10 protein-coding genes are annotated in these 14,873 nt (G+C 73.6%); 8 read left to right on the plus strand and 2 right to left on the minus strand.

Annotated elements, in window-relative coordinates; all coding sequences use genetic code 11:
- The first annotated feature begins 97 nt into the window (after positions 1-97).
- Positions 98-1,456: a maltokinase gene (locus tag ABZ990_RS26140; protein WP_361236321.1), complete on the plus strand. Its 1,359-nt coding sequence runs from the start codon at positions 98-100 to the stop codon at positions 1,454-1,456.
- 199 nt (positions 1,457-1,655) lie between these two features.
- Entirely contained in the window at positions 1,656-3,893 is a 2,238-nt protein-coding gene (glgB, locus tag ABZ990_RS26145) for a 1,4-alpha-glucan branching enzyme (protein ID WP_361236323.1), read from the plus strand.
- A 135-nt stretch (positions 3,894-4,028) separates the two neighbouring features.
- Here glgB and ABZ990_RS26150 read toward each other — a convergent pair whose 3' ends face one another.
- Positions 4,029-6,287, minus strand: coding sequence for an ATP-binding domain-containing protein (locus tag ABZ990_RS26150; RefSeq protein WP_361236326.1), 2,259 nt, complete (start codon positions 6,285-6,287; stop codon positions 4,029-4,031).
- A 133-nt stretch (positions 6,288-6,420) separates the two neighbouring features.
- On the opposite strand from ABZ990_RS26150, the gene ABZ990_RS26155 reads away from it, so the two are divergent.
- From ABZ990_RS26155 to ABZ990_RS26165, 3 genes are all read left to right on the plus strand, one after another.
- Positions 6,421-7,521 carry a DUF6817 domain-containing protein gene (locus ABZ990_RS26155; RefSeq protein WP_361236329.1) on the plus strand — a complete coding sequence of 367 codons (1,101 nt, stop codon included), beginning with the start codon at positions 6,421-6,423 and terminating at the stop codon, positions 7,519-7,521.
- Positions 7,522-7,724: 203 nt separating this feature from the next.
- On the plus strand, positions 7,725-8,999 hold the full coding sequence (thrS, locus tag ABZ990_RS26160; protein WP_361236331.1) for a threonine--tRNA ligase: 1,275 nt from the start codon (positions 7,725-7,727) through the stop codon (positions 8,997-8,999).
- A gap of 145 nt (positions 9,000-9,144) precedes the next feature.
- Entirely contained in the window at positions 9,145-9,792 is a 648-nt protein-coding gene (locus ABZ990_RS26165) for a TIGR04222 domain-containing membrane protein (RefSeq protein WP_361236334.1), read from the plus strand.
- Positions 9,793-9,982: 190 nt separating this feature from the next.
- Here the strand turns inward: ABZ990_RS26165 and ABZ990_RS26170 are convergent, their stop codons facing one another.
- Positions 9,983-11,362, minus strand: a complete 1,380-nt coding sequence (locus tag ABZ990_RS26170; RefSeq protein ID WP_361236337.1) for a cation:dicarboxylase symporter family transporter — start codon at positions 11,360-11,362, stop codon at positions 9,983-9,985.
- A gap of 156 nt (positions 11,363-11,518) precedes the next feature.
- Between ABZ990_RS26170 and ABZ990_RS26175 the strand changes: the two genes are divergently transcribed.
- The 3 genes from ABZ990_RS26175 to ABZ990_RS26185 all read left to right on the plus strand — a co-directional run bounded on the left by ABZ990_RS26175 (position 11,519) and on the right by ABZ990_RS26185 (position 14,870).
- Entirely contained in the window at positions 11,519-13,621 is a 2,103-nt protein-coding gene (locus ABZ990_RS26175; RefSeq protein WP_361236340.1) for an ATP-binding protein, read from the plus strand.
- Positions 13,618-14,349 carry a response regulator gene (locus ABZ990_RS26180; RefSeq protein ID WP_361236343.1) on the plus strand — a complete coding sequence of 244 codons (732 nt, stop codon included), beginning with the start codon at positions 13,618-13,620 and terminating at the stop codon, positions 14,347-14,349. Before ABZ990_RS26175 ends, ABZ990_RS26180 begins: the two co-directional genes overlap by 4 nt.
- A gap of 83 nt (positions 14,350-14,432) precedes the next feature.
- Complete coding sequence (locus ABZ990_RS26185) at positions 14,433-14,870, plus strand: hypothetical protein (RefSeq protein WP_361236346.1); 438 nt, start codon at positions 14,433-14,435, stop codon at positions 14,868-14,870.
- Positions 14,871-14,873: the final 3 nt, after the last annotated feature.

Here is a 14,873-nt window from a genome sequence, read left to right on the forward strand (position 1 = left end):
GCCGGACACCCCGCGCCGCCATCCGGGACACTCGGCGCATTTGAGAGCACACCCATACAAACGCCACCCGTCTGCCGTGGGGAAAGGACGCGCCGCCATGCCGGAGACCGCATCCGCCACCGAGTCCACCGGCCCCCAGGCCACCCTCCTCCCCGCCCTCACCCCCCTGCTCCACGCCTGGCTGCCCCGGCAGCGCTGGTTCGCGGGCAAGGGCCGTCCGGTCACCGGCTTCACCCTGGAATCGGCCACCGAGCTGCTCCCCCTGGACGGCACCGGACCCGGACTGCTGCACCTGCTCGTCCGGGTCGACCAGCCGGGCCGCCCGCCCGGCACCCCCGCCGACTGCTACCAGCTGCTGCTCGGCGTACGGACCCGGCTGCCGTCCCAGCTCGCCCCCGCCCTCATCGGCCGGATCCGGCAGGGCCCGCTGACCGGCCGGACGGTCTACGAGGGGCTGTCCGACCCCCGGCTCGCCGGGCTGCTCTACGAGCGGCTGCGCACCCCCGGCCGGACCGGGCCGTTGCGCTTCCACACCGATACCGCGCTGCCGCCCGCGCTCGCGCCCCGGATGCTGGACGGCGAACAGTCCAACTCCTCGCTGGTATTCGGGGATTCGTACATCCTGAAGATCTTCCGGCGGGTCTCGCCCGGCGCCAACCCGGACCTGGAACTGCCGCTCGCCCTCGCCCGGGCCGGCTGCGCGCGGGTCCCCGCGCCGGTCGCCTGGTTCGAGTCGGGCGCGGCCACCCTCGGGATGCTCCAGCCGTATCTGCGCGGCTCGCGGGACGGCTGGCGACTCGCCCTGGACGCGCTCGCCGCGGGGCGGGACTTCACCACGGAGGCGCACGCGCTCGGCCGGGCCACCGCCGAGGTGCACCTGGCGCTGGCCACCGCGCTGCCGACCGAACGTCTCGAACGGGACCGGGCCGCCGATCTCGCGGCCGTGATGGGCACCCGCCTGGACGCCGCCGCGCAGGCGGTGCCCGCGCTGCTGCCGTACGTACCGGGGCTGCGCGCGGTCTTCGCGGCGGCCGGCGACCGGGCCGGCACCGGCCGGCTCCAGCGCGTCCACGGCGATCTGCACCTCGGGCAGACGCTGCGCGGCTGTGACGGCGCGTGGACCGTCATCGACTTCGAGGGCGAACCGGCGAAACCGCTCGACGAACGGCGCACCCCGCACCCCCCGGTCCGCGACATCGCGGGCATGCTCCGCTCCTTCGACTACGCGGCCCGCACCCACCAGCCGTGGAACCCCGACTGGTCCGCCCGCTGCCGGGACGCGTACTGCGCCGGCTACGCGGAGGCGGCGGGGACGGACCCGCGCGACGACCCGGCGCTGCTGCGGGCGTACGAGACGGACAAGGCGGTGTACGAGGTCCTCTATGAGGCCCGGCACCGGCCCGACTGGCTGCCGGTCCCCATGGCGGCGATCGCCCGGCTCGCGACGGAGCCATGACCTCCCGCGCGCCCCGCGGAGCCGGGGCGCCGGCACCACGACACCCCGTACGCCCGTACACCCCGAGCCGGCACACCCCGGCGCCACGACACCCCGAGCCGCGGCGCCCCCGAGCCACCACGCCCCGCCCCCGCACACCCCGGAGCCACCACACCGGCGGACCCCGCCCCACCCCACCCCCAACCAGGAGGCACTTCCGGTGACCGCCCCCACCCCCGCCCGACCCGCCCGGACGGCCCGCCCGGCGCCGGCCCTCGACCCCCACGACCGCGCCCGGCTGCTCTCCGGCGCGCACCACGACCCGCACGCGCTCCTCGGCGCCCACCCGGTGAAGGGCGGAATCGCCTTCCGCGCCCTGCGCCCGTGGGCGAAGGAGGTCGCCGTCCTGCTCCCCAAGGGCCGCCGGATCCCGCTCGTCTCCGAGGGCGACGGGCTGTTCTCGGCGCTCGTCCCCCGGCTGCGCACGGTCCCGGCGTACGAGCTGCGGGTCCGGTACGACTCCGCCGCCGAGCTCGCCGTCCACGACCCGTACCGCTTCCTGCCCGCCCTCGGCGACCTCGATCTGCATCTGATCGGCGAGGGCCGTCACGAGGAGCTGTGGACCGCGCTCGGCGCGCGGGTCATGGCCCACGAGGGCACGCCGGGCACCCGGTTCACCGTCTGGGCGCCGAACGCCCGCGGGGTCCGGGTCGCCGGCGACTGGACGCACTGGGACCCCGCCGCGCTGCCCATGCGCTCGCTCGGATCGACCGGCGTGTGGGAGCTGTTCGTGCCGGGGGTGGGCGAGGGCGCGCTGTACAAGTTCGACCTCACCCGCCCCGACGGCAGCCACACCCTGCGCGCCGACCCGATGGCCCGGCGCACCCAGTGCCCGCCGGACACCGCGTCCGTCGTGACCGACGACCACCATGTCTGGCAGGACGCCGGGTGGCTGGAGCGGCGCGGCGCGCGCCCGCACCACGAGGCGCCGATCTCGGTGTACGAGGTCCATCTGCCGTCCTGGCGCCCCGGGTTGACGTACCGCCAGCTGGCCGAACAACTGCCGTCCTATGTCGCCGATCTCGGCTTCACCCATGTGGAGTTCATGGCCGTCGCCGAGCATCCCTTCCACGGCTCCTGGGGCTACCAGGTCACCGGTTTCTACGCGCCGACCGCCCGGATGGGCACCCCCGACGACTTCCGTTTCCTCGTCGACGCGCTGCACCAGGCCGGGATCGGCGTCCTGATGGACTGGGTCCCGGCCCATTTCCCGCGCGACGACTGGGCGTTGGCCGAGTTCGACGGACGTCCGCTGTACGAGCACGAGGACCCGCGCCGCTCCGCGCACCCCGACTGGGGGACCCTGGAGTTCGACTACGGCCGCAATGAGGTGCGCAACTTCCTGGTCGCCAACGCGGTGTACTGGTGCGAGCGGTTCCATCTCGACGGGCTGCGGGTGGACGCGGTCGCCTCCATGCTCTACCTCGACTACTCGCGCGAGGGCGGCGAGTGGCTGCCCAACGAGTTCGGCGGCCGGGAGAACCTGGACGCGGTGGCCTTCCTCCAGGAGATGAACGCCACGCTGTACAAACGCTGTCCGGGGGTCGTCACCTTCGCCGAGGAGTCCACCGCCTGGGACGGGGTGACCCGGCCGACGAACCAGGTGGGGCCGGGCGGTTTCGGCGGTCTCGGCTTCGGCCTGAAGTGGAACATGGGCTGGATGCACGACTCCCTCGGCTACATGACCAAGGACCCGGTGCACCGCAAGTACCACCACCACGAGATGACCTTCTCGATGGTCTACGCGTACAGCGAGAACTACATCCTGCCGATCTCGCACGACGAGGTCGTGCACGGCAAGCGGTCGCTGGTGTCGAAGATGCCGGGCGACTGGTGGCGCCGGCGCGCCGACCACCGGGCGTACCTGGGCTTCATGTGGGCCCACCCGGGCAAGCAACTCCTCTTCATGGGGCAGGAGTTCGCCCAGGGCTCGGAGTGGTCGGCGGACCACGGCCCGGACTGGTGGCTGCTCGACCCGTCGTACGGGGCGGAGGCCGACCACCGGGGCGTACGGGACCTGGTCCGCGATCTGAACACGGTCTACGCGGCGACGCCCGCGCTGTGGGAGCGGGACACCTCGCCCGAGGGCTTCGCGTGGATCGCGGGCGACGCGGCCGAGGACAACGTCTTCGCCTTCCTCCGCTTCGACGCGAGCGGCTCGCCGCTGCTCGCGGTCTGCAACTTCTCGCCGGTGGTGCGGCACGACTACCGGCTCGGGGTGCCGGACAGCGTCGCGGCCTGGCAGGAGGTGCTGAACACGGACGCGGCCCGGTACGGGGGCGGCGGCGTCACGAACACCGACCCGGTGAAGACCGAGTCGGTGCCCTGGCACGGACGGCTGACGAGCCTGCGGACGACGCTGCCGCCGCTGGCGACGGTGTGGTTCAAGCCCGCCTGATCGGGGGCCGGTCGGGGCCGGTGGCGGGCTGAATCGGCAGGCCGGTTCGCGGGCTCGTCGCGTGGCCGGGCGGGCCGGGACCACTCGTACGAGGGTCCCGGCCCGCGCCCCGGCCCGCCGTCTCGGACCGCGTACTCAGACCGCCCGGCGGACGATCCCGAGCCGCTGGGTGGCCCGGGTCAGCGCCACGTACAGGTCGTTGACGCCGTGTGTGGCACCGTCCCGGATGCCCTCCGGGTCGACGACGAGCACCGAGTCGAACTCCAGGCCCTTGGCCTGGCGGGGGTCGAGCAGCACCACCCGCCGGGTCAGATCCGGCTTCGTGCCGTACGCGGCGCCGGGCAGCGCGGCGACGAGCCCGGGGTGCAGCTCGTCGGGCGCGATGACCGCGAGCCGTCCGTCGGTGTGCGCCGCCAGTTCCGCCGCGACCGCGTCGGCGGTCTCCTTCACCGGGTCCTCGGCCGTACGGTCCCACGGCTCGACGCCGGTGGAGCGGACCGAGCTCGGCGGCTCGAAGTCCGGGTCGGCGTCCCGGCGTACGGCGGCGGCCACCGCCATGATCTCGGCCGGGGTGCGGTAGTTGACGCCGAGCCGGACGTGCTCCCAGCGGTCCTCGACGTACGGCGCGAGGATCCGCTCCCAGGAGCCGACGCCGGCCGGGTCGCCGGTCTGCGCGGGGTCGCCGACCAGGGTCATCGAACGGGTCGGGCTGCGGCGCATGAGCAGCCGCCACATCATCGCGGACAGCTCCTGCGCCTCGTCGACGATGATGTGCCCGAAGGCCCAGGTCCGGTCGGCGGCGGCGCGTTCGGCGGCGCTGCGGTGGTCGGCCTCCTCGTGGCGGTCGGCGAAGCGTTCGGCGTCGATGATGTCGTGCGCGGACAGCACCTCGGAGGCGTCCTCGTCGACCTCCGTCTTGTCCTCGAACTCGTAGGTGCGGGAGGCGAACGACACGTCGAGGACGCCCTGCGCGTAGGCGATCCGCTTCTGCCGCTCGGCCTCCTCGGCGGCGCGGGCGGCGGAGTCGTCCTCGCCGAGGAGTTCGGCGGCCTCGTCGAGCAGCGGGACATCGGCCGGGGTCCAGACGCGCGGGCCGCCGTCGTCGGGACGCCGGATCGCGGCCAGGTCGGCGGGGTCGTCCAGGTGGGTGGGCTCGTCAAGGTAGTCGGCGAGGAAGTCCTCGGGGGTGAGGGCGGGCCACAGGCCGTCGAGGGCGGCATGGACGTCGGGGTTGGCGGCCACCCCCTTGGCGAGCTGGGCGCGGTCGTCGGGGCCGAGGAAGTTGGGGCCGCCGTAGGGGTCGGCGCCGATGCGGTCGGCGAGCTGTTCGGCGAGCGCGTCGAGGATGTGGAAGACGAAGTACGGGCGGGCCAGGTTGTGCGGGAGGCGGGTCTCGCGGGCCTTGTGGCGGGCTTCGAGGGCCATGTCCCAGTCGACGATCAGGTCGCCGTCGTCGTGCGGGACGATCAGCGGCGCGTCGCGCTCGGGGACCTGCTGCCGGTCGTGTACGGCGGCGGCCAGCGCCCCGGCCATGGCGACGGAGCCCTTGACGGCGGCGGCGCGGGGGCTGTCGGTGCCGGTGGCCTGGACCCCGGGGAAGAGCTCGCCGGGGGTGGCCAGCAGGACACCGGTCTCGCCGAGGGACGGCAGCACATTGCTGATGTAGCCGAGGAAGGCGGGGTTGGGGCCGACGATCAGGACGGCGCGCTTGGCGAGCTGCTCGCGGTGGGCGTACAGCAGATACGCGGCGCGGTGCAGCGCGACGGCGGTCTTGCCGGTGCCCGGGCCGCCCTCGACGACGAGCACCCCGCGGTGCGGGGAGCGGATGATGCCGTCCTGCTCGGCCTGGATGGTCTGCACGATGTCGTGCATCCGGCCGGTGCGGGCGGCGTCGAGCGCGGCGAGCAGCACCTCGTCGGCGTCGCGGTTCTCGTGGCCGGTGCGGGTGGCGTCGCCGAGGTCGAGCACCTCGTCGTGGAGCGAGACGACCTCGCGGCCCTTGGTGGTGAGATGCCGGCGGCGGCTGAGGCCCATGGGGGCGTAGCCGGTGGCCAGATAGAACGGGCGGGCGACGTCGGCGCGCCAGTCGACGACGAGCGGGGTGCGGTGCGCGTCGTCGGCGCGGATGCCGATCCGGCCGATGTGGTGGTCGCGGCCGTCGCGGAACACCAGCCGGCCGAAGCACAGTCCACTCTCGCCCGCGTCGAGCGCGGCGAGCAGCCCCGACTGTTCGGCGACCAGCACGTCCCGTTCCAGGCGCGCCTGGGCGCTGCCCGCGCCGGGGGCGGCGAGGGCGGCGGCGACGCCCGCCTCGGCCTGGTCCCGCAGGTCGTCGAGGCGAGCGTAGAGCCCGGTGATGAATTCCTGCTCTTTCCGAAATTCCTCGGTTGACAATTCGACTCCCGACGAGATACAGTACTTTTAGGGATGGTTCCCGTGCCATTTTCGTATCGGACACGGAAACAACCAATATACGTGACGCGGTACCCCGGATGTCCATTCTAAGTCCGGGGTATTTTTGTGTCCCATGGGAAGCGACCCGGACGACTCGGCGGCCTTTGCCGCGGCCCACGCCCTGCTGATCCGCCAGGGCGCCGACACCCTCCCCCACCCCGGCGGCACCCTTCTCGCCCATCTCACGCGGGTGGAATCCCGGCTCGCCGGCTGGAACGCCCGCCCGGCCCTGCGTCTCGCCGGTCTCTGCCACGCCTTCTACGGCACCGCCGGCTTCGCCGAGAGCCTGCTCCCCCTGGAGCGGCGAGCCGACCTGACGGCGACGATCGGGGCGGAGGCGGAGGAAATCGTCCACTTCTACGCGAGCTGCGACCGGGAATTCTCCTACGCCGGCCTGCCCCGCACCGACGGCCCCTTCCGGGACCGGTTCACGGACCGGACCTTCCTCCCGACCGCCCGGCAGCGCGCCGACTTCGCGGAACTCACCGCCGCCAACGAACTCGACCTCGCCGCTGTGAACCCGGAATTCCGCGAACGCTGGGGCGGCCCGCTGCTGCGCCTGTTCACCGCCTGGCGGCCGCTGCTGAGCGAGGCGGCGCTCGCGGACGCGCGGGGGCTGCTCGGGCGGCGGGGCAAGGAACTGCGCGCCTTCCTGCATGGGCTGCGGCGCGGCGAGGTCCGCGCGGGGGTCGTGTCGCGCATCGAACCCTGGGGCGTCTTCGTCGAACTCGGCGGCGCCGAGGGCATGATCAACGCGGCCGAGCTGTCCTGGGAGCGCTTCGACCGCTACGAGGACCTGGTCGGCGTGGGCGAGGAACTGGACGTCGAGATCCTCGACGTCGACCACGACCGCGAGCGGATCTCCCTGTCCCGCAAGGCGCTGCTGCCCGACCCACTGCCCGCGTTCGCCGAGAGCGCCGGGAACGCCGGGAACGCCGCGGGGCGCGTGCTGACCGGCCCGGTGACCAAGGTCGTCCCCTTCGGCGTCTTCGTCGAACTCGCCCGGGGTGTCGAAGGGTTCGCGCACACGGACTCCTTCGGCGGCCGGCCCCTCCCCGCCGAGGGGGAACTGTTGGCCGTCGAGGTGGCCGCGATCGACCTGCCGACCCGCCGGATCCGGCTCGTCCCGCACCCGCACCCGCACCCGCACCCGCACCCGCACCCGCACCGATAAACCACGCGCGCGGCGGGACGCTCCCTTGTTAGCGTCGCCCGCATGAAGCGCGCCACCATGAACACGACGACGCCGGAGAGTGTCCCGGCGCGCTGACAGCTGTCTTTGTCTTCGAGCCCCGGGGCGAGTGCCCCGGGGCTCGAAGCGTTCTCCGGCCCCTTCCCCGGGCACCCGCTCCCCCACGAAACGAGGAGTGAGTGACCATGAACGAGTCCGCGAGCAACGTCAGGACCGAGTCCGGGAGCGAGGTCGGGAACGGCGTCGGGAACGGCGTCGACCACCGCCGGCTGGGACGGGAACTGGAGCTGTTCGACACCGATCCGCTGATCGGCGCCGGGCTGCCGTACTGGCTGCCGGACGGGGCCGTCGTACGGCAGGCGCTGGAGGAGTACGTACGCGAGGCCGAACGGCGGGCCGGCTACCGGCATGTGTACTCGCCGGTGCTGGGCAAGCGGGAGCTGTACGAGATCTCCGGGCACTGGGCGCACTACAGCGACGACATGTTCCCGCCGATGGAGGTGAGCGGGGAACAGCTCGTGCTCCGGCCCAGCCTGTGCCCGCACCATGCCGTCATCTTCCGCTCCCGCGCTCGCAGCTACCGGGAACTCCCGCTGCGGATGGCCGAGTTGGGCGGCATGTTCCGGTCCGAGATGTCGGGGGTGCTGGGCGGGCTCACCCGGGTGCGGGGCATCCAGCTGAACGACGCGCATGTCTTCTGCACCCTCGACCAGGTCGCCGAGGAGGCCGCCGGGGCGCTCGCACTGATCCGTGAGGCGTACGCGGCGATGGGCATCGTCCCGGTGCGGTACCGGCTGTCACTGCCCGGCCCCGGCGGCAAGTACGTGGAGGCGCCCGGGAATTGGGAGCGGGCGATCGATCTGCTGCGCCGGGCCCTGGACTCCTGCGGCCTCGCGTACGAGGAGGGGGAGGGCGAAGCCGCGTTCTACGGGCCGAAGATCGACGTGCAGGTGGCAGATCCGGCGGGCCGCGAGTCGACCCTGTCCACCGTCCAGGTCGACTTCCACCAGCCGGAGCGGTTCGGACTCGCGTACGTGGGGCCCGACGGCGCCCGGCATCGGCCCGTGATGCTGCACCGTTCGGTGATCGGCAGCGTGGAACGCGCCGTCGCCCACCTTGTCGAGCACCACGCGGGCGCCTTCCCCGCCTGGCTCGCCCCGCTCCAGCTCGCCGTCCTGCCGGTCACCGACGCCGAGCACGACGCCGCCGCCCGTTTCGTCGCCCGCTGTGCGGAACGGGGCCTGCGCGCCGAGGTCGCCGGTCCGGAACGCGGCACCCTGGGCGCCCGTATCCGCGCCGCCCGCCTCGCCCCGTACCAGGTGATCATCGGCGCCCGCGAGGCGGCGGCCGGCGAGGTCTCCGTCCGGCTGCGCGACGGCCGCCGGCTCGACCCGATGCCGGCGCTGGAACTTCTCGATCATGTACGGGAGTTGGTGGAGGCTCACTCGACCCGACTGTGAGACGGGGCGGCTTCCTGGAGCGGATGTGGCGGCCGGTGGACCCGAAGCTCACATCATGCTCTGAGAACGGCCGGAGGCGCTCACGAAGGCGCGTCGGCGGGCATCCTGCGGACAAGGCGATGGGCCTGTTCGAGGGGGTACGGGGATGACGGGGACACGGCGTGGCAGTGAAGTCAGGGGAATCGGCGATGAGTTGGGGGTGTACGCGTACGCCTATCTCGCGGGTGGTGGGCGACGGGTCGCGCAGAGTGCGGCCCTCTCGCTCACCGAGCGCGGGGTGCTGTCCTTCAGGGTCGGCCGTCTGCGGGTGATCGGCGACGAGCGGCCCCCGCATCCGGTGGAACGCGCGGTGATCGCCGCCTGCCCGCGGAGCAGGCCCGCCCGGGAGGTGGTCGACGCCGCCGCGGACTCCCCCGAGGTCGGCGAACTCGCCCGTGGGCTGGTCGCCCTGGGCCTGATCGGAAGCCGGCGGCACCGGCCCACCCGGGCGGGTCGCCGGTGTCTCGCGGCCGTCGCCGCCGAGGGCCGGCTCCCCGCGTACGTCCTCGCCGGCCCCGCCGCGCTGGACCCGCGCCGCCACCCCACCCCGTACGGCCCGGCCGGCTTCCAGACCCTCCCCGCGGGCCTCGGCCGCACCCTGATCCGCATGGGCCGGGCCCTCGACCACGAAGGCGACCACCACTCGGACAGCGGAGGCGGTAGCGGTGGCGGTGGCGGTCCGAGCGGCGGCGACCACTTCGGCGGCGGATGGAGCTGCGGAGGCGGCGGGGGTGGCGGAGGGGGCGGGGACTGAGCGCGGGCCGGGGCGCCCTGGTTCCTCAGGCTGGGCGCCCCCGCCCCGTACCGCCGAGCCCCGCCCCGTACCGCCGGCGCCCCGCCGCCCCGCCGTCCCCGGGCAGCGCAGCGCCCCCGGACAGCACAGCGCCCCCGGGTACGAGCGGTGGCTCGTGCCCGGGGGCGTCGCGTCAGGGTGTCCGGCGGGGTCAGACGCCGGCGGTGGCCTTCGTGTCGCCGCCGCCCGCACCGCGCTGGTCCGGCACGTCGGCATCGGCGTCGGCACCGGCCGGGGCGCCGTGGCCGTCGTCGACGAGGGTCGTCTCGTCGAACGGGACGCGGCCGGCCAGCACCTCGGCCGCCCGCTCCTTGTCGATCTCCTTGGTCCAGGTACCGACGAGGACGGTGGCGACGGCGTTGCCCGCGAAGTTGGTGAGGGCGCGCGCCTCGCTCATGAAGCGGTCGATGCCGACGATCAGGCCGACGCCGTCGACCAGCTCGGGACGGTGCGACTGCAGACCGCCCGCGAGGGTCGCGAGGCCGGCGCCGGTGACGCCCGCCGCGCCCTTCGAGGCGATGACCATGAAGACGAGGAGCGAGATCTGCTCGCCGATCTTCAGCGGGTTGCCCATGGCCTCGGCGATGAAGAGCGAGGACATCGTCAGGTAGATGGCGGTGCCGTCGAGGTTGAAGGAGTAGCCGGTGGGGACGGTGATGCCGACGACCGGCTTGGAGACGCCCAGGTGCTCCATCTTCGCGATCAGGCGCGGCAGCGCCGACTCGGACGAGGAGGTGGACAGGATCAGCAGGAACTCCCGGCCCAGGTACTTCAGCAGGGCGAAGATGTTCACCCCGGCGATCAGCCGCAGCAGCGTGCCGAGGACGATGAAGACGAACAGCGCGCAGGTGATGTAGAAGCCGATCATGATGACGGCGAGCGACTTCAGGGCGTCGACGCCGGTGGCGCCGACCACGGCGGCCATGGCGCCGAACGCGCCGACCGGGGCGGCCCACATGATCATCGCGAGGATGCGGAAGACGAGCCGCTGGATGTGCCCGATGCCGCGCAGCACCGGCTCGCCGGCCTTGCCCATCGCCTGGAGCGCGAAGCCCGCGAGGAGCGCGACCAGCAGCGTCTGGAGGACCTCGCCCTCCGTGAAGGCGGAGACGATCGTCTTCGGGATGATGCCGAGGATGAAGTCCGACGTGCTCTCGCTGGCGCCCTGCGCCTGCGCGGCACCGGCCTCGGCGAGATCCTTGGTGAGGTGGAGGCTGGAACCCGGCTCCAGGATGTTGCCGACGACCAGACCGATCGCCAGCGCGACCGTGGACATGACGAGGAAGTAGCCGAGGGCGAGACCGCCGACCGCGCCGACCTTGGCGGCCTTGCGGACCGAGCCGACGCCGAGCACGATCGTGCAGAAGATGATCGGCGAGATCATCATCTTGATGAGATTGACGAAGCCGGTGCCGATCGGCTTCAGCTCGACGGCGACGCCGGGCGCCAGGAAGCCGACGGCGATGCCGAGCAGGACGGCGCCGATGACGGCCAGATACAGATAGTGGGTACGGTCCCGTCGGGCTGCCACGGGTTCCCTCCTCGTACTCGGGGGCGTCCATCTCGCGGTGGACCACCGCACTATCCATCAGCCTGTGACCGCCGTCACCCTTGCGTTCGTTTCGTTCACAGAACGATTCGGACACACCGTATGTGAGAGCAAATGGAGCGAGGCACACTTGCTCGCATGCGCTTCCCCCTCTCCCGGCCCCGTAGCCTCGCTGGTCAGCTGTTCGCCATGCAGGTCGTACTGATGGCCGCCGTCGTCGCGGGATGTGCAGTATTCGCGTATGTAACGGATCGCGAACAGGCCGAGGAGACCGCGCGCCGCCAGTCCGCGGCCACCGCGAACGCCGTCGCCGCCTCACCCACGGTGATCGCCGCGGCGCGGGCGGCGGACCGCTCGGGCGGGACGGGCCGGGGCGCGGACGGGGCGGCGGGGGCGGCGCCGGAAGCGGTGGCGGGGGCGGCGCCGGAAGCGGGGGCGGGGAGCGCGGATCCGACCGCCGGCCTCCAGCCGTACGCGGAGTCCCTGCGGCTGCGAACAGGGGTCGACTTCGTCGTCATCATGGCGCCGGACGGGACCCGCTGGACGCATCCCCAGCCGGATCGGATCGGCCACACCTACCTCGGGCACCTCGAACCCGCCGCGCACGGGGAGGCCTTCTCCGAGACGCATGTCGGCACCCTCGGCGTCTCGGTCCGCTCGGTGGCCCCGGTCACCGCCGACGGCCGGGTGATCGCCCTGGTGAGCGCGGGCATCACCATCGACCGGATCAGTGAGCAGGTACGGGAACAGGTCACCGCGCTGCTCGGGATGGCGCTCGCGGCACTCGTGGCCGGCGGCGCGGGGACGTACGTCGTCAACGCGCGGCTGCGCCGTCACACCAAGGGGATGAACGCGACCGAGCTGAGCCGGATGCACGACTATCACGAGGCCGCGCTGCACGCGGTGCGCGAGGGCCTCGTGATGCTGGACGGGCAGCGGCGGATCGCGCTGATCAACGACGGCGCGCGGGTCCTCCTCGGGCTCCCCGAGGAGGGGGCCCGGGGGACGGGTACGGACACGGGCATGGCCGCGGATACGAAGACCACCGCGGATGTGGTCGGGCGGCCGGCGGCCGAACTGGGGCTTCCGGCGTCGCTCACCGGCGCGCTGCTGTCCTCGGAGCCTCGGGTGGACGAGCTGCATCTGACGGACGAGCGGGTGCTCGTGGTCAACACCCGGCCGGTGGTGGGCGGCGAGCGGCGCGGCACCGTGATCACGCTGCGGGACCGTACCGAGCTCCAGGCGCTGTCGGGCGAGCTGGACTCGGAGCGGGGCTTCTCGGAGGCGTTGCGCTCGCAGGCCCACGAGGCGGCGAACCGGCTGCACACCGTCGTGTCCCTGATCGAACTGGGCCGGGTCGAGGAGGCCGTCGGCTTCGCCACCGCCGAACTGGAACTCGCGCAGGCCCTGACCGACCGGGTGGTGAGCGCGGTGGGCGAACCGGTCCTCGCGGCACTGCTGCTCGGCAAGGCGGCGCAGGCCAACGAGCGGGGGGTCGAGCTGGTCCTGACCGAGGACAGCCGGATCGACGACGGGGTGCTGCCGGTGGCCCTGGCCGCCCGCGACCTGGTGACGATCCTCGGCAATCTGGTCGACAACGCGGTGGAGGCGGCGGGCGGCGCGCCCGCGCCGGATCCGGGCGACGGGACGGCGTACGAGGGCTCGGTGGCGTACGAGAACACGGTGGCGTACGGGGAGCCTGTGCCGTACGAGGAGCCTGTGCCGTATGAGCACCGGGCGGCGGCGCACGACCACCAGGCGCCGTACGACCACCGTTCGGACACGGCCCGCCAGGCGGAGACGGGGTACGGGGCGGACACTGCGTACGTGGACGGTTCGGCGTACGAGAAGGAGACCCGCGCCCCCTCCGCCGTGCCGCCGCCGCTCCTCGCGGGCATCCCCGCCCCCCGCGAGCCCCACCCCGCCGGCACCCCGACTGCCACCCCGGCCACCACCCCGCGCGGCCCCCGGGTCACCGTGACCGCCCTCGCCGACGACGGCGAGCTGCTGCTGCGCGTCGGCGACAACGGCCCCGGGGTACGGCCGGAGGACCGCGCCGCCGTCCTCGATCGCGGCTGGTCCACCCGAGGCCCCGGCCGAGGGCTCGGGCTCGCGCTCGTCCAGCAGGCCGTCACCCGCGCCTCCGGCACTCTCACGCTCGCCGAATCGCCGCTGGGCGGTGCGGAGTTCACCGTCCGGCTGCCGCTGGCCCGGGCCGCCGCCGGGGAGGTGCGCGCGTGACCGGTCAGGAGCCCGCGACGGCCGGCATCCGGGTGCTCGTCGTCGAGGACGACCCCGTCGCCGCCGACGCGCACGCGCTGTACGCGGGCCGGGTGGACGGGTTCCGGGTGGTCGGGGTGGCGCACACGCGGGCCGCCGCGCTGCGGATCCTGGACCGGATGCCGGTGGATCTGATCCTGCTCGATCTCTATCTGCCGGACGGCCACGGGCTCCAACTGCTGCGGGCGCTGCGCGCCGCCGGGCACGCGGCGGACGTGATCGCGGTGACCTCGGCGCGGGATCTGGCGCTGGTGCGGGAGGGGGTGTCGCTGGGGGTGGTGCAGTACGTGCTCAAGCCGTTCACGTTCGCCACGCTGCGGGACCGGCTCGGCCGGTACGCCGAGTTCCGGGCGGCGGCCGGGGAGGCGTCGGGCCAGGACGAGGTGGACCGGGCCCTGGCGACGCTGCGGGCGCCGCAGCCCGCCGCGCTGCCCAAGGGGCTGAGCGCGCCGACCCTGGCGGCGGTGACCCGTACGCTGCGGGCGGCGCCCGAGGGGCTGACGGCGGCGGAGGCGGGCGCGGACGTCGGGATCTCCCGGATCACCGCGCGGCGCTATCTGGAACACCTGGTGACCTCGGGCCGGGCGGTCCGGGCCCCGCAGTACGGGCAGATCGGCCGCCCGGAACTCCAGTACCGCTGGCTGGCCGCGACCGACGCGGGCGGCCGCCGCCCACGCGGCAAGCACTGACGCGCGCCGCTTCCCGGGCCCCGATTCCAGCAGCCCGTCAGGCCGCCCTTCGCCGCCCGAGGAAGGGCGTGGACCATCGGTTCATGCTCTTACTGATGCTCTTCGTCGTGTTCGTCGTCGCCACCGGCCCCGGACTGTGGTTCTGGGGCCGGTCCCTGGGCCGGGGCAGTTGGCGGCACAGCGCCGGCTGGTGCGCCGGGAGCGCGGCGCTCCTGATCGTGGCCACCGGCTTCGTGTACCTCGCCGGCGCCTTGTCGGGGGCGTCACTGGACCCCGAGGAGGCGTGCCACGCCCGGGGGCAGCGGTACGACTACCCGTACGTCGACGCGCACTTCGAGGAGACGTCGCGCTGGTTCCCGCTGCGCAACCCCTGCGACGCCGGCTACGACCTGGTTCCTGCCTGGGTCAACCCGGCTCTGGTGGCGCTCCCGGTCCTGGCCGTCGTCTGTCTGGCGTTCAGCGTACGGCTGGCGGTCACCCGCCGACGACGCGCCAAGCAGGGGGCAGAGCCGACGAGTTGAGCA

This window comes from Streptomyces sp. NPDC046203 (assembly GCF_040646255.1).
Taxonomy (GTDB): Bacteria; Actinomycetota; Actinomycetes; order Streptomycetales; family Streptomycetaceae; genus Streptomyces.

What these genes read in the sequence shown, in the direction of transcription:
- thrS (WP_361236331.1), top strand. Translation starts at nt 7,725, where the DNA reads ATGAACGAGTCCGCGAGCAACGTCAGGACCGAGTCCGGGAGCGAGGTC.
- ABZ990_RS26155 (WP_361236329.1), top strand. Translation starts at nt 6,421, where the DNA reads ATGGGAAGCGACCCGGACGACTCGGCGGCCTTTGCCGCGGCCCACGCC.
- ABZ990_RS26140 (WP_361236321.1), top strand. Translation starts at nt 98, where the DNA reads ATGCCGGAGACCGCATCCGCCACCGAGTCCACCGGCCCCCAGGCCACC.
- ABZ990_RS26175 (WP_361236340.1), top strand. Translation starts at nt 11,519, where the DNA reads ATGCGCTTCCCCCTCTCCCGGCCCCGTAGCCTCGCTGGTCAGCTGTTC.
- ABZ990_RS26185 (WP_361236346.1), top strand. Translation starts at nt 14,433, where the DNA reads ATGCTCTTACTGATGCTCTTCGTCGTGTTCGTCGTCGCCACCGGCCCC.
- ABZ990_RS26165 (WP_361236334.1), top strand. Translation starts at nt 9,145, where the DNA reads ATGACGGGGACACGGCGTGGCAGTGAAGTCAGGGGAATCGGCGATGAG.